Source organism: Asticcacaulis sp. AND118 (assembly GCF_020535245.1).
In the GTDB taxonomy this organism is placed as follows: Bacteria; Pseudomonadota; Alphaproteobacteria; order Caulobacterales; family Caulobacteraceae; genus Asticcacaulis.
The window spans coordinates 880,406-906,041 of sequence record NZ_CP084910.1; the positions used below are offsets into that span (position 1 = coordinate 880,406).

Consider the following 25,636-nt stretch of genomic DNA (forward strand, 5'->3'; position numbering starts at 1 on the left):
GGCAGAACCGGGCTTTTCGTCTTTTACTGGCTGCCGCGCGTGGTGGACAGGGCCGGGCGCAGCGGAATGTTCTTGCGCTCGGTCTTGGCGACCAGCTTGTTGGCCGCGCCATTGTCCTCGTACTTGTACGGGCTGGCCTTCATGGCCAGGGCCTGCGACGGAAGGTTGTCCTGCGTGCGCTTGAGGTCGGCCATGGCGATCATGGTGTCCAGTTCGTGCTTGCGTGCTTTGAACGCCACGAGGTCCTGACCGGCCAGAATGGTGCCTTGCGGCACCTTGGCGTCCTTCGGGTTGATCGGGCGGTTCTTGTACCACACTTCGAAGTGCAGGTGCGGGCCGGTCGAATTGCCGGTCGAGCCGACATAGCCGATCAGGTCGCCTTGCTTGACGCGCTGACCCGGACGGACCTTGATCTGCGACATGTGGGCATAACCGGTGGCCCAGTCGCCGGTGTGCGTCACGCGCACCCAACGCCCGTAGCCGCCCCACCACTTGGCATCGGCGACCGTGCCGTCGCCGGCGGCGTAGATGGGAGTGCCGGTGCCGGCGGCGAAATCGACGCCGGTGTGCATCTTCATGAAGCCCTGGATCGGATGGCGGCGCATGCCGTAGCCCGAAGAGGTGCGGGCCGCCGCGACCGGCGTGGCGAGCAGGAAGCCCTTGATATTCTTGCCGGCGTCGTCGAAGAACTGCGAGTCCTTGTCGCCCTTGCGCTTATAGGAATAGAAGCGCGTGATATGGCCCTTGGCGCTGATCTCGGCATAGAGCAAATTACCGGATTCGACGACGCGACCGCTCTCGGTCACCTTGCGGTCGAAGACCAGTTTGAAGGTGTCGCCGGGCTGGATGTCGCGTTCGAAGTCGATCTTGTGCGCGAACAGCTTGAGCACCTGACCGGTCACATTCGGGGTCGCGCCCAGCGCGGTGGCCGAGGTGATCAGCGAGCCGTCGATGGTGCCGATGGCCACGCGGCGTTCGTCGCGCACGGATTCTTCGAGCGCGCGCAGGCGCATGGAACCGTCGTGGCTGGTGGTCAGGGTCAGTTGCTTGGCGGGGCCGGTACGCACGGTCAGGCCCAGAAGCTGTGCGGGCGAATTGCCGCTTTCCGGACGGGCGATGGCGGCCTGAAGGCTGAGGCCCTTACCGACATTGACCACGTCGAAGGCCTGCGACAGCAGGGTGACGGCGGCGCTGGCCTCGGTCGAGGACACGCCCGAACGGGTCAGGGCCTGGGTCAGGGTTTCGCCCGCGCGCACCATGATCTGAACGTTTACCGGCTGGGTGAAGCCCGGACGCGCGGCGGCTTCGGCCAAGGCGCGGGTTTCGAGCGCCAGCGTCGCGCTGGGGTCAAGAGTCGGCAGTTCGCTCGGCAGAGGCTGGAAAACGCGCCAGACCAGCATGCCAACCGTCAGGGCGGTCGCGGAGACCAGAACCATCGGGGTCAGGCGAACAGGTTGGCGGCGAGGGTCGAGTTGAGCCATTACAATCCAAAAACGGTATACGAGGTTACACAACGCGGGCTGTACTCAAACGGAGCCGTTTTCTCCGCCGCCCAGTTAGCCTGTATTCCCCGATGAGGGGATGCGTAATCCGACCCAGGGTCGCAATACGCGAATTTGAAAGTGTTAACGCCCCTGCATACGCCGGAATGAGGCGAAAATGAGGCGCATATGGACCTCCCTATCACCGGTTTTCCGCAAGAAAGCAGCGAAAAGGTCTGTCCGACTTAGGCGTAGAAGGTTAATATCCGGCTTAAACAGGCCCTTTGAGGGCTCATTTATGGGTTTTTTACGACCTGCGACCCGGATTGCTGGTTTGGTCCGCGACCGGATCACTTTGCGTAACCGCGTGCGGAAAAATGCATTTCAGCGGCCCGCACGCCTCGGTAAGGGATCGGTAATGGTCCGGATACGGTAATAAAAAGAATCGGTTGTGACCGGCTTTTTTAAGAGTTGCGTGCCATAATGCCGACGTAAACCTTTGTCCACCCTTTCGTCCCCGTGAGAGCTTGAACCGTTTGCGCACCCACATTCTGACCGATGCGCCCGAGGATGGAGGTGAGCTGTTGTTCCCTGTGCGGCTGCCGCCCCAGTCGAGTTTCACCCGCGCGGTGGAGGGTACGACCGCGCGCACCAAAGGCGGCGGAGGCGACAATGGCGGGACTTCGACGCCGGGGGGCAGTTCCGGCGGTGGGCCGGGCAAACGCAAGCGCTATCTCAAGGTCGGCGGCTGGCTGATGCTGGCCCTGTGGGGCACGGCGGCGGTAGGCGTCATCGCCTACGCGGCGCGCAAGGATATCGCCCGCGAAGTGGCGCAGGGCTGGTTGCGCTCTCAGGATATTCCTTCCGAATTGCGCATCGATGCGCTGGGCTTCAATCATGTGTCGGGGCGCGTGATGCTCGGTGAGGCGGGGCGTCCGGATCTGAAGATCGAGCGCTTCGACATCGATTACGAACTCAATCTGCTGCGCTTTGGTCAGCCTTTGACGCGCATCAAGCGCATTCATCTGGTCAAGCCGGAATTGACCTTCTCCTATGACAAGAAGGGCTTAGGCTTCGGGCGGCTGGACCGTATCCTCAAGAGCGAGGGCGGCGGAGGCGGTGGACCTTTGCCCGAAGACATTCTGGTCGAGGATGCGCGTATCAAGGTGCGCACCGACTATGGCGCCATCGCCGCGACCGGTGGCGTCAGCCTGAAGGGCGGGCGGCTGCGGGCGCTGGACGCCAAGCTGGTCCCCGGCGAGTTGAACGGGCCGCTGTTGCAGGGGCAGTTGTCGGACGGTCATATCCGCATCCAGGCCGAGCCGGACGCCGATGCCGGCGAGGCGCTGCGCATCGACGCCAATCTGTCCGCCAGCGACCTGGTGTTCAAAGCGGCGGAACCCCAAAACAGTGAATTGGGCGATCCGGCGACGCGCCTGAGCGGGGCGCACGCCGATCTCGACCTGCGCCTGCCCTACCGCAAGCTGTCGGACGAAGCGTCTCGCAAATCCCCCCTGTCCGCCTTCGATGGCGTGCTGAGCGGCATACTGGCCCTGCGCGCCGATACGGTCGAGGGCGCGATGGCGGTCGAAGGGCTCGACGGCACGATCGGCCTTAATGGCCGGGTGGATTTCGAAAACACGCGGGTTGCCTTCTCAGGCAAGTCGCAGGTGATGGCCACGCTCGACGGCTTCACCAGAGGAAATATGCAGGGCCGCGCCGTGCGGCTGACGGCGCAGGACCTGACCCTGCGCAGCGATCTGGCGCTCGATGCGGCTTCGGCCCTGACGCTTGACGGGCCGCTCAGCCTGCGCGCCGGGGCCTTCACGCAGGCCGCGCTGGCGCTGGAGGCGACCGAGGTAAACCTCGACGGCTTCTCACTGGCCCACGGCTCGGAAGGCACCGACCTCAGCTTCGAAGGCCGCGCCACGGCCGGCCGGGTGGTGCAGGGCGACCTGACGCTGGCCGGGGTCAATGCGCGTCTGGACGGGACCGGTCGTCTGGGTGACGGCGGTTATGAGATCGCCCTGACCACCGATGTGGCGGGCCGTCAGGGCAGCTATCGCGGCATGGGGGCTCTGGCCGCCGATCGCACCAGGGCCCTGGCTGAGGGCCGTGTGGCCTTCGACGCCGCCAATGCGCGCCTGCCGGCGGGCACGCCGCCCGTGCCCGCGCCGCCGGAAGGCCCGGACCTGATGGTGGCGCTGACGCGCGCCGCCGACCGGTTCAGCCTCAAGGCCGACGATGTGCGCATTACCCTGAGCGGGCAGGGGCCGACCCACCGCTTCGCCGTGCGTCCGGGCAAGCCGGTGCTGATCCGTCCGCTGGATGGCGGCGAAATCCGCCTGACGACCGAGGGCCGCTCCCCGCTGATCGCCAGCGACGCGCGCAGCACGTTCAGCGTGGTGACGACGGGCGACAACCTGCCGCCGATCACTGCGCGTATCTACGATTTCGGTTTCGGGGCGCAGGGCGCGCTCGATGGCCGTCTGAGCCTTGAGGCGAATTTCAACTTCGCACCGGTCTATGGCGCGGCGGCGAAAGCCCATGGCCGCTTTGTCTATAGTGCGGCGGGCGTGTTGCAGGTGCGGCTGGACGACTGCGTGCCGTTCACCACTGACCGCGCCGACATCGGCGGTCGCATGAGCGAGGTCAGCGCGCGCCTGTGTCCGACCTCCGTGCCGATCCTGACGCTCGACCGTGGTCAGTGGCGCAGCGAAGGCCGCTTCGACGGGCTGCAGGCCGCGGCCCCGGACTATCAGGTGACCGTGGCGGGCGGCGAGGGGACGTTTACGACCAACAGCTTCGCCGAGGGGCTGGGCTTCAATATCGCCCTCAAGACGCTGACGGCCACCGACGCGCTGGAAGCGCCGCGCTTCCACCCGGTGACGGTCAATGGCGCGATCGCCCAGGGTCGCCAGACGCTGGACGGCAAGCTGTTGGTCAATTCCGCCGATGCGGCGGTGCAGGCGCGCGCCGCCGGGCCGCTGGCCGAGGTGGTGCTGCGTTCGGACGTCGCCACCGGGACGGGCCGCGCCGATATCACCGCGATCAACCTGACCTTCGCACCGCAGGCTCTACAACCGCTTGACCTGACGCCGATGGTCGCAGGCCTTATCCAGCGCGACACGGTGGGTAAGGTCGATTTCAACGGCTATTTCGGCTGGTCGCGCGACGGATCGACGTCGGGCGGTGTGCTGACGCTGAACGAGATGGGCTTTACCGGTCCTGCCGGTCTGGTCGAGGGGCTGAACGGGCGCATTGATTTTACCTCGCTCGCACCGCTGCATTCTGCGCCGGGTCAGACCCTGACGGCGCGCACTGTCACCAGCGTCGTGCCGCTCAAGGACGTGAAGGCGGTAATGCAGTTCGCCGGCGATTACTTGAAGCTCGAAAGCGCGCGCGTGACCAGCGAGGGCGGCGACTTTGCGCTGGCCCCGATGGACGTGCCGTTCGACGTAACGAAGGGCTTCAAGGGCGAACTGAGCTTCGACAAGGTCGATTTCGGCAAGGTCGTGGCGTCCAGCCCCTTCGCCAGGGATGCGCAGTTCACCGGCTTCGTATCGGGCAAGCTGCCGTTCGAGTTCGCCGGGGGTAAGCTGGCGGTGCGCAAGGGCTATCTGCTCGGCGAAGGGCCGGGCCGCGTCTCGATCCGCCGCAACGCCGTGACCGACATGTCGGCGGACGGTGCAGGGGTGTCGAACGAGGAAAAGGCGGTGGCGGCGCCGGAAGCCCCTCCGCCGAACGTGGTCGAAGGGCTGGCCTATCAGGCGATGGAAAATCTGGCCTATCAGGAACTGTCGGCAGCGGTGAACACCGACGACAAGGGCCTGCTGAACTTCAATTTCCGCATCGTCGGTCGCTACGATCCGCCTGAACGCAAGGAAGCGCGTATCGGTCTGATCGATTATCTGCGCGGCACCTGGACGCAGAAGCCCATCGATCTGCCGTCCGATACGCAGGTCAATCTGAACCTCGACGTGAACTACAATCTCGATGAATTCCTGAAAGACTATATCGAGGTGCAGAAACGCGGTGGATTCGACTGGTCGCAGATCAAATAGCCGACACAATTGGCCGGCATAGATTGGCCATAGAATGAGTCTGTCATTCAGGCCCGGTTCAGCTTATAGCTGGTAAAAACGGTCATGATCTCTTGCTTTGGAGCCCTTCATGTTGAAATCCCCTGTCGCCCGCGCGGGTATGGCAGCCCTGCTTCTGGCGGGCGTCGCACTGACGGCGGCCTGCACCCCCACGGTGCGTCTCAAGGTCGATCCGATCACCATCTACGCCAAACTCGACGCCAATGTGCGCATCTCGCTGGATGAGGACGTGAAGGCCCTCGTCAAACAAAACCCGGACCTGTTCTAAGGACCATATGAGCATGAAAAAGACCCTGTTTTCGATCCTCAGCGCCGTTGTCGTTTCAACAGCCGTGCTGACCGCCGGTGTCGCCCTCAACGCCCCGGCCTACGCCCAGTCTGCCGCCAAGGCGACTGTCGATGCCGCCAAGGCCGCCGGTACGGTCGGCGAGCAGTCCGACGGCTATCTGGGCCTCGTCAAGGGCTCGGCCGACGCCGCCACCTTGGCGGCGGTCGATGAGATCAATGCCGGCCGCGCCCGCGTCTACGCCGAAGCCGCCGCCAAGAATGGCGTGTCTCCGGCCGCTGCCGGGGCTTCGGCCTATACCAATGTGATTTTTCCCAAGGTGAAGTCTGGGGAATATTACAAGGACGACTCGGGTAGCTGGAAGCGTAAGTAGCGAAGCGCTTGCCGAAAAGTGGAATGCACTTTTCGGATTAACAAGCGCGTCAGAATATAGAGCACCAACCTGAGGGTTGGTGCCTACCTTTTACCGGATTTTTATAGGCCCTGTGGCAGGTTCTGCCGCAGGGCTTTTTCGTGCGTAAAACGGCATACAAAGTGCAGTGCTTCCGGAGAACTCGCCAAAAACTCGCCAAAAACTCGCCTGACTGGTTTATTTCAGGACACCCGGAACAGGAGCCTGCACCATGACGACCCCCATCCGCGCCGCCGTTTCGGCGACCGCCGCTGACACCATCCGGCCTCTGACCTCGTTGCGTTTCTTTGCGGCCGTATGGGTGATCCTCTACAGCTACTGGTCGGCTCTGGAAGGCGCGATCCCGCTCGGCATCATCGAGAAGGGTTATCTGGGCGTCGACCTGTTCTTCATCCTGTCAGGCTTCATCCTCAGCCACGTCTATATGGACTCGCTGGCCCAAGGCGGCTTCAAATACGACTCCTTCATCGTCAACCGCTGGGCGCGCGTCTATCCGCTGCATCTGGCGACCCTGTGCTTCGCCATCCTGTTGTGGGGTGCGGCGACGCTGAAGGGGATGAATGTCGACAAGAACCTCGTTAACTGGCCGTCCCTGCCGGCGCACCTGTTCCTCGTTCAGGCCTGGGGTCTGGCCCCGGAAGCGGCGTTCAACCATCCGTCGTGGTCGATTTCAGCGGAATGGTTCGCCTATCTGCTGTTCCCGGTTTTCGGCACGGTGGCGTGGTCGATGCGCGACCGTCCGTGGCTGGCCGTCGGCCTGTCCGTGACGTTCCTTGTCAGCCTCTATATGATTTTCGAAGCCTTCATGGGCTTCAAGCTGACCTCGGCCACCGTCTTCTGGGGCGCGCTGCGCATCGTCCCGGCCTTCATGCTCGGCTGCGCCCTGTACCTCGTCTGGCGTGCGGACAAGCTGACGCCGCAGATGGCCGCCATCGGCGCGGCTGTATCGAGCCTCGTCGTCATCGCCGCCGCCTCGTGGCTGAAGATTGACGCGCTGATAGTGCCGGCGCTGGGCCTGATGCTGCTGTGCGTGTCGCGCTTCGGCAATGGCGGCATCATGGGCAACCGCGTGCTGGTCTATCTGGGCGAAGTGTCCTTCGCCATGTACATGGTCTATGTGCCGTGGAAGTGGGTCTATCTCAACGTCATGGGCATGGTGCTCGGCACCGGCGATGCGCCGTTGCCGCTGCTGTGGTGGTCGATCGGTTTGGTCGCCATCGTGCCGGTGGCCATGCTGGCGCACCACGTGGTCGAACTGCCGATGCGTAAGGTGGTCCGTCATCTGGGCGATCAGATGCGCTACCGACTCGCCTATCAGTTCGCCAGATAATCCGTTAGCAGAACAAAGACTGAAAACCGGGCGTCCGTTCTCTTATAAGGGGAATGGGTGCCCATTTTTTTCGCCTGTGCCCTGAATTTATAGTTAACTGATGTTTAACAACTTTTTTGCAACATGTCGGTGCAGGGCCTTTGACAATGTGGGAAATTTACCACGTCGCCGAAAATAAAGGCTTTGTAAATGCCTGTGAGTTATGTATCAAAACACTACTAGTAAATGTTGCGGGCGTTTTAGCTGATCTTTTTCACCCGCAGCCACCCCCTGTAAGACCCCTAAGAGGATCGCCTGAAAGGCGCCTCGATCAGGCCCCAAACGGAGTGCTCGTGTGCTGAAAAGACTAAGCGTATTTGCGTTGTCGGCTGTGCTGGCGTTTGGCGCCGTGGGTGCCCAGGCCGCCGAAAAGAAATCTCCCTACTGGCAATGCGTCACCTTCGCCCGGTCGATCACGGGCATGAACATTTTCGGTGACGCCTGGACCTGGTGGGATGGCGCTTCGGGTAAATACGATAAGGGTCAGGCGCCGAAGGCCGGCGCGGTTCTGGTCTTCCGTCCGCAAGGCAAGATGAGACTGGGCCACGTCGCCGTCGTCTCTCAGGTGGTTACCGAGCGCGTTATCCAGATCACCCACGCCAACTGGTCGCCGATCGGCGGCCGCCGCGGTCAGGTCGAAAAGGACGTCACCGTCGTCGACGTTTCCGATAAGGGCGACTGGTCCAAGGTCAAGGTGTGGTACGGCCCGATCGCCGATGTCGGCACCACCGTCTACCCGACCTACGGCTTTATCTATCAGGCCGCCCAGAAGGGTCAGGAGATGGGCGAGAACCTCGTCACCCAGGTCCTCGACAAGCCGACCGTCAAGAAGCCCTCCTCTTTCGACAAGGTCGCGCAAAAGACCTCTTCCAAGGCCAGCAACAAGGCGCTGGCGACCGCTCTGACCTCGGGTGCGGTGGATGCCGAAGCCCCGCGCAGCCAGACGCTGGCCTCCGCTTCGGCGGATGAGGCCCCGAAGACTGAAACCCCGAAGGCCGACGCCAAGACGACCGAAAAGGCAAAGGCCACCGCCGATAAGGCTTCGGACAAGAAGGCGTCTGACAAAAAGGTTGTGGCGAAGAAGGCCTCTGAAAAGACCACCAAGGTCGCCGACGCTGCCCCAAGTAAATCGGGCAAGAGCAAGTCGGCCAAATCCGAAAAAACCTCCTCGAAAAAGACCGTCGCCGAAGTCGGTGAAAAGCCGGCTTTGAAGAACGTGAAGGCTGAGAAGGCCGCCGGCAAAAAGGTCGCTGAAGCCGAAACCAAAAAGACGGAAAAGAAGAAGGCCTGAGCCTGATTTTTTTCCGAGCTTTGCAACGCCGCTGGTTCGCCAGCGGCGTTTTGCATTTGTCAGATACGCACAAAGCGGCCTATGCAATGACGATCTGCTGCCCAAGAGGTTGCTTAGAGGCCCCATGCTCAATATCTACAGCCGCGACACCTCCCGCGATGGCGCTTTGACCGTCGTGCCGCCGGCGGCACAAGACAATGCGGGAGACGAGACCGGCTGGTGCGAGATTACGCCGGACGGCGTGTGGATCGACCTTTTCGAACCCGACCGCGAGGAAGAGCGCTATGTCGAAGGCGTGGTCGGGTTGAACCTGCCGACGCGCGAGGACATGCAGGAGATCGAGTTCTCCTCCCGGCTCTATCTGGAAGACGGCGCGGCCTTCATGACGGCGCAGGTGGCCTTTTACGGCGGGCACGAACATCTGCAATCGGGGCCGGTGACCTTCGTCCTGCATCGTCAGCACCTCATCACCATCCGCTACATCGACCCCAAGTCGTTCAGCATCTTCGCCGACCGCACCATCCGTCAGTCGGGGACCTGCGATCAGCCGCACGAAGCGCTGGGCAACCTGCTGGAGGTGCTGATCGACCGCACGGCGGACCTGCTGGAAAAGGCCTCGGCCACGGTGGACGAGATTTCAGGCCGCATCTTCGCGCCCAAACGCGGGCGCAATCTGGAAAAGGTGCTGCGCGAACTGGGCCGCTGTCAGTCGGATACGGCGCGCATCCGCGACAGCCTGGTCTCCTTCGGACGGTTGCTGTTGTTCGCGCGGGCGCTGGATCATGAAGTCGTCGGGACGGACGATGCCGGCTTCAACGCCTTCCATGACAAGCTGCGCACGCTAGAAAAGGATGTGGCTTCGCTCAACGACCATTCAGCCTTCGTGTCGGGCAATATCGCCTATCTGCACGAGGCCGCGTTGGGGATGATCAATCTGGAGCAGAACACGACGATCAAGATCGTCTCCGTGGCCTCGGTGGCCTTTCTGCCGCCGACCCTGATCGCCTCGCTCTACGGGATGAATTTTGAATTCATGCCGGAACTGCACGTGCCGTGGGCCTATCCGCTGGTAGTGGCGGCGATGGTGCTGTCGGCGGTGGTGCCGCTGGTGTGGTTCCGCATCAAGGGATGGCTGTAAATTCTCCTCCTGATGGCTGCGCCACAGCGAGAGGATTATCTTTCGCCAGCGTATAGTTGCAGCCCTGATCGCGGACGTGCGCCATCTCGGCCTCCAGCAGGCGGGCGCGCGTCAGATCCGTATTTTTGAGACTGGCGTGGGTCAGCACGGCGCGGCACAGGTCCGTGCGCAAGGTACGGTCGCCGCCCAGCGGCAGGGGCGACAGGTCGGCCCGGTCAAGCGTCGCGCGGGTCAGGCGTGCGCCGATCAGGCGTGCACCGCGCAGGTCGGCTCCTGACAGATTGGCCATGCGCAGATCGGCGCCGGACAGGTTCACGCCCTGAAGCTGCGCGCCCGACAGGTCCATGCCGTAAAGCACGGCCCCGGCCATGTTGGCGGCGGTGAGCTTGCGCCCGATCAGGGTGGCGGTGCTGCGGAAATCGAGGCCGCTGAAATCCTGCGTCGAACCCTGCTGGCCGCCGCTGTTGCACCAGGCCTCATAAGAGTCGAGCAGGGCGTCGAGCGGCTCGTCGTCGATGAAGACGCTGACCGGAGCGACGAGGATATCCGACATGTCGGCGTCTTTGGTGGTCATGCCCTGGGTCGTCGTGCCGACCATCACCGCGCCCTTCAGCGACGCGCCGGACAGGTCGGCGGACGACAGGTCGGCTGAAGACAGGTTCGCGCCGTCGAGCGAAGCGTTGCGCAGCTTGGCATGGGTGAGGATAGCCCCTTCGAGTTGGGCGTCGCGGAAATCGGCCGAAACGGCCGCGGTTCCGGTCATGCGCGCGCCCGACAGGTCCGCACCCGACAGGATGGCGTAGTCGAGTTCCCCGGCGCGCTTTTCATGCTTCATCAGGCGCAGCCCGTGGCGTTCGTCCTTGAAGGCGATCTGGCCTTCGCGCAGGTCGCAGCGCGTCAGACTGGCGCCGGTCAGATTGGCCCCGCGCAGGCAGGCCCCGCGCATATCGGCGCGATCGAGCACGGCAAAGCGCAGGTCGGCTTCGCGCAGGTCGCAGCCGAACAGGTTGGCGCGGCTGAGATTGACGTCGCGCAGGGCTGCGCCGCGCAGACACGCGCCGGTGAGCACCGCGTCGGACAGATCGGCCCCTTCGAGATTGACGCCGGTCAGGTCGATATAGGCGAGGTTGGCCAGTTGCCCGCCCGGCTTCATCGTCTTGTACTTCTGATGCAGGTCGAGGATGGTCCTCAACGATCCCGGATCGATGGGCTGCAGCGTGGCGGCGGACTGGACGAGCGGCAAAGGCGTTTCCGGGGCGAGGGCGGGGGGCGGACTTTGGCCGCGTTGCCATTAGCCTAGACCGAAAAGGTGAAAAGATATTCTACGTCTCGATGGGGGCCGCTAAATATTGCCGATTTAGCGGCAGGCCTTGCACAGGCCGCGCGCTTCCAGCGTGATGCGCCGCGTCTCGAAACCGCTGGCCGCCGCCTGCCGGTCGATTTCGGGCAGGTTCACCGCCACTTCTTCGCTGCCGCCGCAGCAGTCGCACAGCAGGAAGGCCGCCGCGTGGGGCTGCACCGCCTTGCCGTCGGCGTGGCCCTGACAGGCGACGAAGGCATTGAGGCTTTCGATGCGGTGGATCAGGCCCATCTGCTCAAGGAAGGCCAGCGCACGATAGACGGTCGGCGGTTTCGCCGCGCCCTCGGGATGAAAGCGATCGATGACGTCATAGGCTTTGACCGGCGCATTTTCGCCGAGGATCAGTTCCAGCGTCCGCAGGCGCGGGGCGGTCATGCGCTCGCCCTGGGCCTCGCACAGGCGGCGGGCCTCGCTCAGGCGCGCCTCGACGCCCCCGTGATCGAGATGGTGAGCGTGGTCGTGATCGTGGTCGCAGGCGTGAGACATGCTCATAATGTAGGGAGACTCGCTGATTTGCGCAATTGGCCGTTAAAAAGCGCCGGGCCCCCGCTTGACACTATTTATGTTATTACATAACAGTTGCGCATCCGGGGCAGCCGTTTGTGTGTGCTGCCCGTTATCTTGCTTCGGGAGCCTCTCCACATGCACGCCCGCACCCTTTTCGCCTTCGGTGTCAGCCTCGGCGCCCTTGTCGCCGTCACGCCCGCCCTGGCTCAGACCACGTCCGCCGCGCCGCAGCCCGCCACGCCTCAGAAGGACGAGGAGATCACCGAGATCGTCGTTACCGGCACGGCCTATGGCGTATCGAAGGACGCCCTGATGAGCAATGTCGACGTGCTCAACCGCGCCGCCATCGATCAGAAGCCGGCGCAGGGACTGGGCGACATGCTGGCCACCCTGCCGGGCGTGCGGTCCTCGGCCTTCGCGCCGGGTGCCAGCCGCCCGGTCATCCGTGGCCTTGACGGCTTCCGCGTGCTGTTGCTCAATAACGGCATGGGGGCGATCGACGCCTCAGCCGTTTCGCCCGACCACGCCACCGCCACCGATCCGGTCGAAGCCCAGCGCATCGAAGTGCTGCGCGGCCCGTCGGCCCTGATCTACGGTGGCAACGCCATAGGCGGCATCGTCAATATCATTGACGACCGCATCGCCTCGACTACAGCCAAAGACGGCATCGAGGGCCGTTTCACCGCGCAGGCCTCCAGCGTCGATAACGGCAAGCAACTGGGGCTGAACGTGAAGACGGGGCAGGGGCCGTGGGTCTTTACCGCCGACGCCCTGAAGCGCAAAAGCGACGATTACGAAACACCGGTCGGACCGGAATCGCGCCGCCTGACCGATGCCGAGGGCGAAGAACCGGACACCGGCGACCGTCAGATCAATTCCGCCGTCGATCTGAGCGCCTACGGGGCCGGCCTGTCCTATGTCGGCGACTTCGGTTTCGCCGGCCTGAGTGTTAAGCACACCGATACCCTCTACGGCGTGCCCGGCCACAGCCACGGCGAGGAAGAGCACGACGCCGATCATGACGACCACGAACACGAGGAAGAAGGCCCGGTCACCATCGGCCTGAAGCAGACCCGCTATGATTTCCGTTCTTCGGTCAATATCGGTTTTGCCGGCTTCAACAAGCTGACGGCGGATGCGGGTTATACTGATTACGAGCACACCGAGTTCGAAGGCGACGAAGTGGGCACCCGCTTCCTGTCGGACGGTTACGAGGCGCGCGTCAACCTGATCCGTCAGAAGATGGGCGACGTGTCGGGCGCGGTCGGCTTCAACCTGCTGGAGCGCAATTTCGAAGCCATCGGGGCCGAGGCCTTCGTGCCGTCTTCGACCACCAAGGAATTCGGGGTCTATGCCCAGTCACGCCTCGACAAGGGAATCTGGGGTATAGAAGGCGGCCTGCGCGGTGACCGCAAGGAGATCACCTCCGCGGGTTTCTCGAAGGATTTCGACAATCTCTCCGGGTCGCTGGGCGGCTTCTGGAAGCCCTCCGACCACAGCTTCTTCGGCCTGAGCCTCACGCGCTCGGAGCGCGCGCCGTCGGACGTCGAACTGCTGGCCGACGGCCCGCACGCCGGGACCGGCGCCTATGAGATCGGTGACGCGACGCTCGAGTCCGAAGTGGGCTACAGCCTTGAGGCCACCGGCCACTGGCAGATGGACCGCCATTCGGCCTTCAGCGTCGACGCGCACCTCTACACCAGCAGATTTGACAACTTTATCGACCTGCGCCCCACGGGTGCCGAAGAGGACGGTCTGCCGGTCTATCGCTACGTGCAGACCGATGCCGATTTCTGGGGCTTCGAACTGGAAGGCGGCGTCAACCTGTGGAACCGCGGGGCGCAGACCGTGCGTCTCGATCTGGCCTACGACTTCGTGCGCGGCAAGAGCGATCTGGGCGATATCGCGCGTATCGCTCCCCCGGCGGTGACGGCGACGCTCGGCTATGAAGGCGAGCGCTGGAAGAGCCATGTCGAGGTCCGCCACGTGACGGCCGCCGACGAGCATCTGGCCGAATTCGAGACGCCGACCGACGCCTATACGGCGGTCAATGTCTTCGGCTCGTACTGGGTTAATCCGAAGGTGTCGGTCTTTGCCGAACTGCGCAACGTCACGGACGAAGAAATCCGTGAGCACACCTCGGTGCAGAAGGACATCATGGTCGGCGCGGGGCGCAATCTGCGTGCGGGTTTGACGTATCGGTTCTGATTGCACTGGCCTTCTGACCCTTCCCTGCCAGTGTTTGCCCCTGGAAGCTTGCGCTTTCAGGGGCTTTTTGCAGGAAGGGGGCGGTTTGCGGTCGAATCCATTGTTTTGCGTCAGCATATCGACGTGCCGCTTGCGCTTTCCCGCAGGCATGGGCTAGAAGCGAAGCTCTTCAATTTTTACCACTTCAAAGAGCGATCATGGAACAGGCTCAGACCCAAGACAATGCGCTGACAGGAAACGTCCTGTTTTACAAGACCCCGGAACCCCTGAGCGTCGAAGCTCATGGTGCCCTCGGCATCAGCGCTTCGGCTACGCCGCACGCCTTTGTCGCCGAAACCAATGTGGTGCCGCTGACCGTGGCGGAGTTCCCCGCCGCGTCGCTGAGCTACCCAATCGTCTTCATCGGTGAAGCCCGCATGCCGGTCGCCGCCATGGGCCTGGCCGCCGGTCAGAACATGTTCGTGTCGAACGAAGGCGTGTTCCGTTCGGACGCCTACCTGCCGGCTTTCGCCCGCCGCTATCCCTTCGTCTTCGCCAATGACGAGCAGGAGCAGCGCCTGATCCTGTGCGTGGACACCTCCTCGCCGGTGGTGACCGCCAACAATCCGGACGTGCCCTTCTTCGAAGGCGGCAAGCCGTCGGCCTTCGTCGAAAACGCCATGCAGTTCTGCTCGGATTTCGAGAACGAGCGCCGCCGCACCGAATCCTTCGTTAACCTGCTGAAGGAACTGGATCTGCTGGCACCGCGCGAAACCATCTATCGCCCGGCCAATCCGGACGGTTCGCAGGGCGAGCCCCAAAAGATCGCCGAATATTTCGCGGTCGACGAGGAAAAGCTGGCGGTGCTGCCGGCCGACAAGCTGGTCGAACTGCGTGACAACGGCGCGCTGATGCACATCTATGCCCACCTGATCTCGCTGCTGGCCTGGGACAAGCTGATTGCCCTGACCATCGAGCGCAACCAGGGCGCTCCGGTCGTAAACTAGAGCGGAAGATTTCTGATGGAATCATTCCGCTCAAGCCGCCATTGCGGCGGCGGCTAAGGTGGCGGAGCCACCGCCCGGCGAGGGCGTAAACAAAATCTAGATCATTATGTTTCCATAAGAAAACATGATGATCTAGAGCGCAATCCGATAAAGTGGGCACCACTTTTCGGACCCATTGCGCGACCAATCTAAGCGACGATCCGACCTGAAATGAAAAAACCCCGGAGGCTTTTAGCTTCCGGGGTTTTTGTTTGTTTGACTGACAGGGCCTAAGCGGGCGGATTGCGCTGGAACACCGCACGGGTCAGGCAGGAAAAGACCAGCCGCCCGGCTTCGTCCAGAAGATCGTGCTGGGCGATGACCACGCCCTTGGTGTCGCCCACCGCATCCTTGCCCATGATGGTCAGGCGACCGCGCAGCAGTTCCCCCGGCGGCGGGTTGCGCGACCAGCGCAGGGCGTCGACCGCAAGGCGTTTGGTCTGGGGCCAGCCCGCGGCGGCTTCCTGTTCCAGCTTCGACCACAGGGCGAAGATCAGCGCATCGGGCAGGCCGTCCTGAAGGTTCCAGGAGGGCGCATAGACGGCGCAGAACCGTTCGAGATCTTCCTGAGACACCACGCCGGCGCCGATCGAGGCGACCTGACCAATCCACAAATCGTCGAAGGCGGCGGGCATGGGCAACTCCGTGCAGAAGACTGAAGGCATGTGTTCTAAGCTGTGTCAGGGGTTTCGGCAACGCTTTTGCACAGGCTGTCACAAAAGACAGAAAGCCTTGTGTTCAAAAGCCTTACATATTGATTTGGGACGGGGCCTGTGGTTTGGTTTTCGCATGCGCTGAGCCAATAGGCTGGGGACGGCGTTGAGAGTTTGCCGAAGTATTATGAGTGCACAGGACAATATCACGGTTCTTGAAGACGAGGCCTATAACGGCCTCTTCCTGACGGCTGAGCGCGACGCCGCCGCGCGGGCGCAGGGACAGGTGCTGGCAGGTGGCCGGGTGCAGGGCAATGATCAGCCGCTGGCCAGCGATCCGGAAACGCTGGCCGGTATCCTGCGCGGCACGCGCGAGGCGCAGGGCTTCTCGCTCGACTACATGGCCGATATCACGCGGGTGAAGCGTAGCTATCTGGAGGCGCTGGAAGAAGCCGCCTATGATCGCCTGCCGTCGCGCGCCTTTTCCATCGGTTTTGTCAAGGCCTATGCCAAGGCGCTGGGGCTGGATGAGGAAAGCCTCGCGGACCTGTTCAAGCGCTCCTTCGCCGACCCGCATCAGTCGGACAAGCTGCGCGCCCCCGTCGGCACGGCTTTCGAGGACCTCAAGCCCAGCTATCGCCTCTATGGCGGCATTGCCGCGGTGCTGGTTCTGGCTATCGTCGGGTGGAACCTGTTCCAGCGCACGCCGGGCTGGGGCGGGCATCACGAGCAGTCCTCGGATATTCTGCCGAAGGTGTGGTCGCCGGGCGTGCCTCTGGTGCGCGAAAAGCTGCTGCTGACCCAGTCGGCGCCCGCGCCCAAGGATCAGGACCTGCCCGTGCCCTACTACACGCCGGGGCTGGAAGAAGGGTTCGCCGCCATCGACGCCGAGCGCGCCGAACAGAATCCCTCCGCCGTGGTCGGCGTGCCTCTGCAGATGCGCAAGGCCTTCAACCCGCGCGGCGCGGTTTATGGCGCGACACCGACGGAATCGATGGTCACCATTCAGGCTCAGAAAAGCGTCAATCTGGTGCTTACCGGCGCCGACAAGCGTGTCTATTTCGCGCGTCAGCTCGGCCCCGGCGAAGCCTATCGCATCCCGCAGGTCAGTGCGATCAGCCTGCTGGTCGATGTCGGCGATCCGAAGGCTTTCGAAATCTATTATAACGGCGAATTTGCCGGAGTGATGGAAGAGCGCTCGACCTCGGTGTCGAAGCTCAATGCGCGTGCGGCCGCCCTGGCCAAGCTGATGGACGCCCAGATGGACGCCGCCCGTCCGGCGGGCCGCCCTACGGGCAAGCCGGAAGACGCTGTGGCCACGACCCCGGCGACGCCGGCCCATATCGTGCCCGCCGATGTGCCGGTGCGCGAAGGCCCGATTCCTTACGTCCCGGCGCAAGCGCCCGCTGCGGAGACGCCCGCCGAAGCCCCGCCGGTCCAGCCCTGATTATTCAGACTGGTAAAGCCGTGTCCGAAGGCCTACATAGACGGTCAATCCGTCGCATTTCAGAGTAGATTATGGTTGATCACACGCACGTTCGCCCCTGGCGCATGATCGAGCGCCGCAAGAGCCGCAAGATCCGCGTGGGCAAGGTCGAGGTCGGCGGCGACGCCCCGATCAGCGTGCAGTCCATGACCAACACCAGGACGCACGATGTCGACGCGACCGTGCGTCAGATTCATGCACTGGAAGAGGCCGGGGCCGACATCGTCCGCGTTTCCTGCCCGGATGTGGAATCGACCGTGGCGCTCAAGGAGATCGTCAGGCAGGTCAATGTGCCGATCGTCGCCGACATCCATTTCCACTATAAGCGCGGCATCGAGGCGGCCATGGCAGGTGCGGCGTGCCTGCGCATCAATCCCGGCAATATCGGCTCGCCTGAGCGCGTGCGTGAAGTGATCAAGGCGGCCAAGGATTACGGCTGCTCGATGCGCATCGGCGTCAATGCCGGGTCGCTGGAGAAGGACCTGCTGGAAAAGTACGGCGAGCCGTGCCCCGGCGCCATGGTCGACAGCGCCCTGTTCCACGCCAATATTCTGCGCGACAACGACTTCCACGAATTCAAGATTTCGGTGAAGGCGTCGGACGTCTTCCTGACTGTCGCCGCCTATCAGGCCCTGGCCGACGCCATCGACTGCCCGCTGCATATCGGCGTGACCGAGGCCGGGCCGCTGCGCACTGGCACGATCAAGTCGGCCATTGGTCTGGGCAATCTGCTGTGGGCCGGCATCGGCGATACAATCCGCGTCTCGCTGGCCGCCGATCCGGTCGAAGAGATCAAGGTCGGCTTCGATATCCTCAAATCGCTAGGTCTGCGTCACCGCGGCGTCAATATCATCGCCTGCCCGTCGTGCGCCCGTCAGGGCTTCAACGTCATCGATACGGTGGCCAAGCTGGAAGAGCGTCTGGCCCACATCGCCACGCCGATGTCGCTGTCGATCATCGGCTGCGTCGTCAACGGACCGGGTGAAGCGCTCTATACCGATGTCGGATTTACCGGTGGCGGGGCCGGGGCCGGCATGGTCTATATGGCCGGCAAGCCGGACCACAAGGTCTCCAATGACGATATGATCGAGCATATCGTCGGTCTGGTCGAAGCCCATGCCGCCAAGCAGGGTGCACTGGACGCGACGCCGGAAACCGTCTGATTGGCTGGCTCTGGCGGGGCAGCGATTTTCTCCACAGATGGCCACAGATTCACACAGATGGTTCGAGCGCGTGATACGGGCTGAAGCCAAACCGCCTACTTCAGCATGTGTCGCTGCGATTTTTGGAAAACCACAGATCTCACAGATTGGCGCTTTGCGCCTTTGAGTATCCGGACTCTCCGGTTTGGAACCTAAAGCCTCTTAATCTGTGAAATCTGTTTTCTCCCTCAAAATATCACCACGCACGCATTCATCTGTGTCATCCGTGGCCATCTGTGGAGACTCTTGTTTCGTGGCCACGACTAAGAAGCCCCGTCAGGTCGAACCTGACGGGGCTTTTCTTTTGTGGTTTCAGCGCTTAGCGCACCCCGGCGATATAACGGCCATTGGTGATGTGCGTCACCTGAGCGGTAGCCTGACCGGCCATCATCAGGTCGATCTCGTCGCGCGCCACCGGCTTGGAGAAGAGGTAGCCCTGAATGATCGCACAACCGGCCTGACGCAGGATCTGGCTCTGGGCCTTGGTCTCGACGCCCTCGGCCAGAATGCTGAGGTGCAGGGCCTTGGCCAGCTTGATAATGGCGCGGATCAGGGCCTCGGCGTCCGGATCGACCCCAAGATTCGACACGAAGGAGCGGTCGATCTTGATCTTGTCCACCGGGTAACGGCTGAGATAGCTCAGCGAGGAATAGCCGGTGCCGAAGTCGTCAAGCGCGATGGAGAAGCCCATCTGACGCAGGGCGTTCAGCGTGTTCTGCGTCGCCTGATCGTCATTGAGCAACATGCCCTCGGTTATTTCGATCTCGATGGCGCGCGGCTCGACGCCGGTTTCCAGCAGCATTTCCTTCAGTTCCGGCAGGAAGCGCGAAGAGCGCAATTGCGTCGCCGAAACATTGATGGCCACCTTCAGACCGGGCCAGCGCTTGGAGTCGATCAGGGCGCGGCGCATGATCAGGCTGCCCAGATCCATCATCAGGCCGCATTCTTCGGCCAGCGGCACGAAGTAGGCCGGGCTGATCGGGCCGCGTTGCGGGTGGGACCAGCGGGCCAGCGCTTCGACGCCGACGATGCGGCCGTTGTGGTCGACCTGGGGCTGATAGACGACATCGATGGCTTCGACGTGGATCGCTTCGCGCAGGCCGGTTTCCAGTTGCTTGCGCAGCTTGATCGTCGCGTCCATCTCGACTTCGAAGAAGGCGTATTGCGAACGGCCCTGTTCCTTGGCGCGGTAGAGGGCGAGGTCGGCCTGACGCAGGGCCTCGGCGGCCTCGATCTCGGCTTCCTGCAGCAGGGTCACGCCGATCGAGCATGTCGAATAGACAGGTCCGCTTTCCAGCGTCACCTGACCCTTGAGACCTTCCAGCACCCGCTTGGCCAGCGCGGCGGCGGAATGGGCGTCGGTGTCGGTCTGGATGATGACGAATTCGTCGCCGCCCAGACGCGCCAGCGTGTCGCCGGAACGGATCATGGAGCCGATCTTCTGGGCCGAATGACGGATCAGCTCGTCGCCGGCCGAATGGCCCAGCGTGTCGTTGACGTCCTTGAAGCGGTCCAGCCCGATGCACATGACGGCGACCGAACCGCCCTGACGACGCAGACGCTCTGTGGACTGGGTCAGGCGATCGGTGAACAGGGTGCGGTTGGGCAAACCGGTCAGGGCGTCGTGCATGGCCATATGCTTGGCGCGCGCTTCCGAGGCGATCAGGCTGCGCGCCGTCTTCTGGCTACGGTGCAGAAGGGCCAGAGCGACGCCACCGAGGCCGGCAGAAACCAGCAGCGAGGGGATCAGGGCGCGCATGAACAGGTCGAGCCCCGGACGGGCCGGCTGCCACGTCAGTTCGGCCTTTTCCTGTCCGGTGGCGTCGGTGAAGACGGCGCGGGCGGCTTCGGACGCCAGAGGCTGGCCGCTGCGGACCTCGGAAATGGTGGTCAGCAGGTGGCCGTCGGACAGGGTGGTCAGTTCGGCGGGGCTCAGACGATGCAGGCCGACGACCATGTACGGCACGTGCCGGCGCAGTTCGCGATGGCTGCTGTCCGGCAGGATGAGGCTGGCCCCCAGCAGATAGATGTGGCCGTCCATCACCGTCAGGCGCGCAATGGCGTTGGTCCTGGAATTAAAACCGATGCCTGAAGCCGTATGCACGTAGAAGCGTTCGCGCAAATCCTTCGACAGGCGGGCGATTTCGCCACTGAACGGGTCGAAGGCTGACAGCGAGGTTTCCTGTGTGCCTTGCCAGGCGAGCACCGGGCGGTTGTGGCCGTCGAGCACGAAGGTCTGTTCGTAGTTCAGATACTCGGCAAAATAGCTGCCGTAATTGTCCGCCGCGAACTTGCGATCGAACTTCACGGCGGTCTTTTCGACAGCGGTGTTCCAGATGGTCATGGGTGCCATCAGACGCGCCTGCGTCTCGGCCAGATGCAACAGGCCGTTGCGAACGTAGCTTTCTTCGCGCTCGCGGCTGGCCTTGTCAATTTCGGCGGCCCAGATCCATAAGGATCCGATCAGCGCGCATACCGCGCCGACCACGACGATGGTCATGGGGGCTAAAAGTCTTAATTCGCTCCGGTCTCGTTTCACGAGTGCGTTCTCATTCTGAGGGCGGTTACTATGGCAACGACCATAGGGTAAAACCCTTAAATTAAGGCAAACGGAAAAACCTTTTGTAATGAATGAGTTGTGTAATGTTTGCGGTGTGCATCCACAGGTTTTCCCCTTGACGCTCAAAGGGTTGCACGACATCTATACCCACCCTGACTGGAGAAGCCTATGCGCCTGTTTATAAATTCCGGATCGCCTTTTGCGCGAAAGTGTCGAATTATTGTCCGTGAACTGGGCTTGTCGACGCAGGTCGAGGAGGTGCCGACCATGACGCTGGACAGCGTGCCGGACCACGTGGCCGTTAACCCTTTCGCACAGATTCCGGCGCTGGCGACCGATGAGGGCACGTTCGTGGACTCAACCCTGATCTGCGAATGGCTGGCGGCGCATCACGGGCCCTATCCGCTTTATCCGCAGGGCGAAGGCTACTGGGCGGCGCGTCAGTTGGAGGCGCTGGCCGACGGGATTCTTGAAAGCGCCGTCAAGATGGTCATCGAGACGCGCCGGCCTGAAAGCGAGCGTTCGCCCTCATGGCTCAAGCGCTGGGAGGAGGGGCTGCGGCGCGGGTTGACGGCGGCGGACCGGCTGTGCGCCATCGCTGAGGGTCAGCCCGGCCTGGCCGAGATTACGCTGGCCGCCGCGGCGACCTATACCGATTTCCGCTTTCCCCATCTCGATTGGCAGGCCGACGCCCCGCGCATTGTGGCGTTGCGCGATCATCTGGAAAAGCGCCAATCCTTTATCGACACCTATCCGTCTTGAGTTTATGAAGCGCCTTCAATCTATTTGAGGTGTTTCTATTGATACGTCTGCCGCAGGCCAAGCTCGATCAGGTCGTCGACCGCTTCCGCATGATCGAGGCGCGCATGGAAAGTGCCACCGACGGAACGGAAATCGTCAAGCTGTCGAAGGAACACGCTGAACTGAAGCCGGTGGTCGATGCGGTCACGGCGCTGCTCAAGGCGCGCGCGTCGGGTCCGGAGCTTGAGGAACTGATCGCGCTCAACGACCCCGAACTGTCGCCGTTGGCGCAGGAGGAGTTTCAGGAACTGAAGGAGCGACTGCCGCAACTGGAGCGCGGTGTGGCGCTTCTGCTGGCGCCGAAGGACAAGGACGAGAACGCCTCGGCCATCCTCGAAGTGCGTGCCGGAACCGGCGGCGACGAGGCAGCCCTGTTCGCCGGCGACCTGTTCCGTATGTATTCGCGCTACGCGGCCGCTCAGGGCTGGCGCGTCGAGATCGACTCGATCAGCGAAGGCGACGCCGGCGGTTACAAGGAAATCATCGCCTCGGTCACGGGCGACGGCGTGTTCGGCAAGCTGAAGTTCGAATCGGGCGTCCACCGCGTGCAGCGCGTCCCCGCCACCGAAGCCGGGGGCCGCATCCACACCTCGGCGGCGACCGTGGCGGTGCTGCCTGAAGCGGAGGATGTCGAGATCGACATTCAGGACAAGGACATCCGCATCGACACCTATCGCGCTTCGGGATCGGGCGGTCAGCACGTTAACAAGACCGACTCGGCGGTGCGCATCACCCACCTGCCGACGGGCATTGTGGCGACCTCTTCGGAAAAGTCGCAGCACATGAACCGTCAGATCGCCATGCGCAACCTCAAGGCCCGCCTGTACGACATCCAGCGTCAGGCGCTGGACACGGCGCGCTCCGACGCCCGCAAATCGCAGGTCGGTTCGGGGGATCGTTCGGAACGCATCCGCACCTATAACTACCCTCAGGGCCGCGTGTCGGACCACCGCATCAACCTGACCCTCTACAACCTGCCGCAATTCATGGAAGGCGAAATGGCGCAGATGATCGACGCCCTGATCGCCGACGATCAGGCCGCGCGTCTGGCTATGCTTGAGGAAGAGATGAGTTAAGCACATCCGGAAAAGTGTACAGCGCTTTTCCGACCAAGATTGGCGCTAAGATGTGCAGGGTCGCGGACCCTGCCCCGATACGAAGGAGTTCGGATGCAGCCGACCAACGGTAAGATTGACTCTCTCTGGCGGTACCCCGTCAAGGGTTTCACGCCCGAACGGGTGGCCGAGACGTGCCTGACGGTCGATGGCTTCTTTCCCTTCGACCGGCTGTTCGCGCTGGAGGTCGGGCGGTCGGGTTACGACCGCGAAGACCCGAAATTCCTGTCCAAGATGAAGTACGCCGTGCTGGCGCGTTATCCTGCCGTAGCGCGGTTGCGGACCCGTTACGATGAGATCAATGAGCGCCTTTATATCGAAGAACGCGCTTTCGATATGGGTCGTCATGCGCTGGAGCGTCATGTCGAGACCTTTCTTGCGGCGCATGAAGATTACGATCCGGTCGCTCAGCCGCTGCGCTTGCTCGATATCCGCGAAGGCGCCGTCGATCATTACCGCTTCACGGATTCGTCTAAGGGATTTGTGTCGATCCTCAATCTGGAATCTCTGCGCGATTTAGGCGAACGGCTTGGCCGCAACCTCGATCCGCTGCGGTTGCGCGCCAATATCTGGGTCGAGGGCTGGGCGGCGTTCGAGGATCACGCTTGGGTCGGCAAGCACATCCGTATCGGCGATCACGGGCCGGTGCTGGAGGTGCTCAAGCCCATCGTGCGCTGCGTCGCGACCCATGTGAATCCGGACACGGCCGAGCGCGATGTCGAGATTGTTCAGGCCCTGTGGGCGCACTATGGTCATCGCGACTGCGGCCTCTATTGCCGCGTGGTGTCGCCGGGCCTGATCCGCGAAGGTGACGCTGTTGACCCGCAGGTGACCTGATCCTATAGCAGGAGCATTCTTTATGTTTTTAAAGGTGCCCGGATGCCCAAACTCATTCTTCTCCGCCACGGCCAAAGCCAGTGGAACCTTGAAAACCGCTTCACCGGCTGGGTGGACGTCAACCTGACCGCCGAAGGCGAGGCGCAGGCGGTCAAGGGCGGTGAGTTGCTCAAGGCCGAAGGCATTGAGATCGACCGCGCCTTTACGTCCGTGCTGACGCGCGCTATCCGCACCTGCAATCTGGCGCTGGACGCCGCGGGTCAGTCCTATGTGCCGGTGATCAAGGACTGGCGTCTGAACGAGCGCCACTACGGCGGCCTGACCGGTCTGGACAAGGCCGAAACGGCGGCGTTGCACGGCGACGATCAGGTCAAGGTATGGCGCCGTTCGTACGACGTGCCGCCGCCCGATCTGGCCGCCGATAGCGCTTATGATTTCTCGAAGGATCGCCGCTATGCCGGTTCCGTGCTGCCGCTGACCGAAAGCCTGAAGACGACGCTCGACCGCGTGCTGCCGTTCTGGGACGGGTCGATTGTACCTTCGCTGAAGGCCGGTGATACGGTGCTGGTGGCGGCGCACGGCAATTCGATCCGCGCTATCATCAAACTGCTGTTCAATCTGGGCGAGGCGGAGATTCTGGAAGTCGAAGTGCCGACCTCGAACCCGCTGGTCATCGATCTGGACGCGGCGTTGAAGCCGGTTTCCGCCAAGTATCTCGATGCCGCCCGCGCCAATCCGGTGCCGGTGTTGCAGGCTTAAACGACGGTGTTTCTCCCCCTCACCCCGGCCCTCTCCCTCAAGGGAGAGGGGGCTTTTCTTTTTCCCTCTCCCTCAAGGGAGAGGGTGGCGCGAAGCGCCGGGTGAGGGGGAAATGGTTTCAAGACGCTCACCGTCGCAGATTTCCCGCGCGCGTGGCTTGCGACAGGTCGATAATACCGCCGAGGGGCGGTTGTGGCTCAGGTTGAAAAATCGCCAGTTTCACGGCGTGAAATTTCGACGTCAGGAGCCGATTGGTCCGTATTTTACCGACTTTGCCTCATGGGAAAGGCGACTAGTCGTCGAAATCGACGGCTCTCAGCATATCGACTCTTCGCTCGATGAAACCCGTAACGCCTTCATGATCAGTGAAGGCTGGTCCGTGGCGCGGTTCTCTTATGCGGACGTGCTGAACGATATGGACACTGTGTTGGAGACGTTGAGCGCCATCATTGACGGACGCATTACCGAGTCTGTGGTGTCGCGCGAGTTCCAGTTTTATCCGTCGGGCTCCCCCTCACCCGGCCCTTCGGGCCACCCTCTCCCCGCAAGGGCGAGGGACGAAGGTAGAGACACTGCCCACATGGCCCGCGCCGTTGAACTGGCGCGGAGGCAACTGGGCCGTACCGTCCCCAATCCTCCTGTGGGCTGTGTCATCGTCAAGGACGACATCGTGATTGCCGAAGCCGCTACCGGCGACGGAGGGCGGCCCCATGCCGAAGAGGCCGCTCTGGCCCTGTTGGGCAATCGCGCCGAAGGGGCCACGGCCTACGTCACGCTGGAGCCGTGCGCAGAGCGTTCGCACGGCGGCCTGTCCTGTTCGCAGCGACTGGTCGAGGCCGGGGTTAGCCGCGTCGTCTTCGCCTGTGACGACCCGTCGCCCTATGCTGCGCACATCGGCACTGCCCGCATGACAGAAGGCGGGGTCACCGTCGAAGCCGGGCTGATGGCTGCAGAAGCCTCCGTCCTGATCGAAGACTTCGTGAAAAATCTGCCGGTTAAGCCCTGATTTAGGCTTTTGGCATACGTTAACCAGAAGATTTAAT

The 25,636-nt window shown here is 62.7% G+C and carries 20 protein-coding genes; 15 read left to right on the plus strand and 5 right to left on the minus strand.

Annotated elements, in window-relative coordinates:
• Positions 1–23: 23 nt before the first annotated feature.
• Positions 24–1,481 (minus strand): peptidoglycan DD-metalloendopeptidase family protein, encoded by a 1,458-nt coding sequence (locus tag LH365_RS04270; protein WP_226744958.1) that lies wholly within the window; start codon positions 1,479–1,481, stop codon positions 24–26.
• A gap of 536 nt (positions 1,482–2,017) precedes the next feature.
• Between LH365_RS04270 and LH365_RS04275 the strand changes: the two genes are divergently transcribed.
• The 6 genes from LH365_RS04275 (at position 2,018) to LH365_RS04300 (ending at position 10,080) form a co-directional block, all read left to right on the plus strand.
• The gene (locus tag LH365_RS04275) at positions 2,018–5,545 is read left to right on the plus strand and encodes a YdbH domain-containing protein (protein ID WP_226744959.1); all 3,528 of its coding nucleotides are present in this window, start codon (positions 2,018–2,020) and stop codon (positions 5,543–5,545) included.
• Positions 5,546–5,654: 109 nt separating this feature from the next.
• The gene (locus tag LH365_RS04280) at positions 5,655–5,852 is read left to right on the plus strand and encodes a YnbE family lipoprotein (RefSeq protein WP_107873997.1); all 198 of its coding nucleotides are present in this window, start codon (positions 5,655–5,657) and stop codon (positions 5,850–5,852) included.
• A gap of 13 nt (positions 5,853–5,865) precedes the next feature.
• The gene (locus LH365_RS04285; protein WP_226744960.1) at positions 5,866–6,243 is read left to right on the plus strand and encodes a YdbL family protein; all 378 of its coding nucleotides are present in this window, start codon (positions 5,866–5,868) and stop codon (positions 6,241–6,243) included.
• A gap of 250 nt (positions 6,244–6,493) precedes the next feature.
• Positions 6,494–7,612 carry an acyltransferase gene (locus LH365_RS04290; RefSeq protein ID WP_226744961.1) on the plus strand — a complete coding sequence of 373 codons (1,119 nt, stop codon included), beginning with the start codon at positions 6,494–6,496 and terminating at the stop codon, positions 7,610–7,612.
• 334 nt (positions 7,613–7,946) lie between these two features.
• Positions 7,947–8,942, plus strand: coding sequence for a CHAP domain-containing protein (locus tag LH365_RS18735; RefSeq protein WP_370639740.1), 996 nt, complete (start codon positions 7,947–7,949; stop codon positions 8,940–8,942).
• Positions 8,943–9,066: 124 nt separating this feature from the next.
• Entirely contained in the window at positions 9,067–10,080 is a 1,014-nt protein-coding gene (locus tag LH365_RS04300; protein WP_226744962.1) for a magnesium transporter CorA family protein, read from the plus strand.
• On the opposite strand, the gene LH365_RS04305 is transcribed toward LH365_RS04300, so the two are convergent.
• Positions 10,064–11,323: a pentapeptide repeat-containing protein gene (locus LH365_RS04305; protein WP_226744963.1), complete on the minus strand. Its 1,260-nt coding sequence runs from the start codon at positions 11,321–11,323 to the stop codon at positions 10,064–10,066. The genes LH365_RS04300 and LH365_RS04305 overlap by 17 nt on opposite strands.
• A 114-nt stretch (positions 11,324–11,437) precedes the next feature.
• Positions 11,438–11,926: a transcriptional repressor gene (locus LH365_RS04310; RefSeq protein WP_226745442.1), complete on the minus strand. Its 489-nt coding sequence runs from the start codon at positions 11,924–11,926 to the stop codon at positions 11,438–11,440.
• A gap of 156 nt (positions 11,927–12,082) precedes the next feature.
• On the opposite strand from LH365_RS04310, the gene LH365_RS04315 reads away from it, so the two are divergent.
• Together LH365_RS04315 and LH365_RS04320 are read left to right on the plus strand one after the other, a co-directional pair.
• Positions 12,083–14,155, plus strand: coding sequence for a TonB-dependent receptor (locus LH365_RS04315; protein ID WP_226744964.1), 2,073 nt, complete (start codon positions 12,083–12,085; stop codon positions 14,153–14,155).
• A gap of 197 nt (positions 14,156–14,352) precedes the next feature.
• Positions 14,353–15,141: a SapC family protein gene (locus LH365_RS04320; RefSeq protein WP_226744965.1), complete on the plus strand. Its 789-nt coding sequence runs from the start codon at positions 14,353–14,355 to the stop codon at positions 15,139–15,141.
• A 269-nt stretch (positions 15,142–15,410) separates the two neighbouring features.
• On the opposite strand, the gene LH365_RS04325 is transcribed toward LH365_RS04320, so the two are convergent.
• On the minus strand, positions 15,411–15,815 hold the full coding sequence (locus tag LH365_RS04325) for an acyl dehydratase (RefSeq protein WP_226744966.1): 405 nt from the start codon (positions 15,813–15,815) through the stop codon (positions 15,411–15,413).
• Positions 15,816–16,020: 205 nt separating this feature from the next.
• Here LH365_RS04325 and LH365_RS04330 point away from each other — a divergent pair, with 205 nt between their 5' ends.
• Both LH365_RS04330 and ispG read left to right on the plus strand, forming a co-directional pair.
• The gene (locus LH365_RS04330; RefSeq protein WP_226744967.1) at positions 16,021–17,280 is read left to right on the plus strand and encodes a RodZ family helix-turn-helix domain-containing protein; all 1,260 of its coding nucleotides are present in this window, start codon (positions 16,021–16,023) and stop codon (positions 17,278–17,280) included.
• A gap of 68 nt (positions 17,281–17,348) precedes the next feature.
• Entirely contained in the window at positions 17,349–18,482 is a 1,134-nt protein-coding gene (gene ispG / locus LH365_RS04335; protein WP_226745443.1) for a flavodoxin-dependent (E)-4-hydroxy-3-methylbut-2-enyl-diphosphate synthase, read from the plus strand.
• 358 nt (positions 18,483–18,840) lie between these two features.
• On the opposite strand, the gene LH365_RS04340 is transcribed toward ispG, so the two are convergent.
• Positions 18,841–21,021 (minus strand): bifunctional diguanylate cyclase/phosphodiesterase, encoded by a 2,181-nt coding sequence (locus LH365_RS04340; RefSeq protein ID WP_226744968.1) that lies wholly within the window; start codon positions 21,019–21,021, stop codon positions 18,841–18,843.
• A 228-nt stretch (positions 21,022–21,249) separates the two neighbouring features.
• On the opposite strand from LH365_RS04340, the gene LH365_RS04345 reads away from it, so the two are divergent.
• The 5 genes from LH365_RS04345 to LH365_RS04365 all read left to right on the plus strand — a co-directional run bounded on the left by LH365_RS04345 (position 21,250) and on the right by LH365_RS04365 (position 25,599).
• The gene (locus LH365_RS04345) at positions 21,250–21,843 is read left to right on the plus strand and encodes a glutathione S-transferase N-terminal domain-containing protein (protein WP_226744969.1); all 594 of its coding nucleotides are present in this window, start codon (positions 21,250–21,252) and stop codon (positions 21,841–21,843) included.
• 41 nt (positions 21,844–21,884) lie between these two features.
• Entirely contained in the window at positions 21,885–22,958 is a 1,074-nt protein-coding gene (prfA, locus tag LH365_RS04350; protein ID WP_226745444.1) for a peptide chain release factor 1, read from the plus strand.
• A 93-nt stretch (positions 22,959–23,051) separates the two neighbouring features.
• On the plus strand, positions 23,052–23,834 hold the full coding sequence (locus LH365_RS04355; protein ID WP_226744970.1) for an MOSC domain-containing protein: 783 nt from the start codon (positions 23,052–23,054) through the stop codon (positions 23,832–23,834).
• Positions 23,835–23,876: 42 nt separating this feature from the next.
• Positions 23,877–24,593 (plus strand): 2,3-diphosphoglycerate-dependent phosphoglycerate mutase, encoded by a 717-nt coding sequence (gene gpmA / locus LH365_RS04360; RefSeq protein WP_226744971.1) that lies wholly within the window; start codon positions 23,877–23,879, stop codon positions 24,591–24,593.
• A 112-nt stretch (positions 24,594–24,705) separates the two neighbouring features.
• Positions 24,706–25,599, plus strand: coding sequence for a DUF559 domain-containing protein (locus LH365_RS04365; protein ID WP_226744972.1), 894 nt, complete (start codon positions 24,706–24,708; stop codon positions 25,597–25,599).
• The last annotated feature ends 37 nt before the right edge of the window (positions 25,600–25,636 follow it).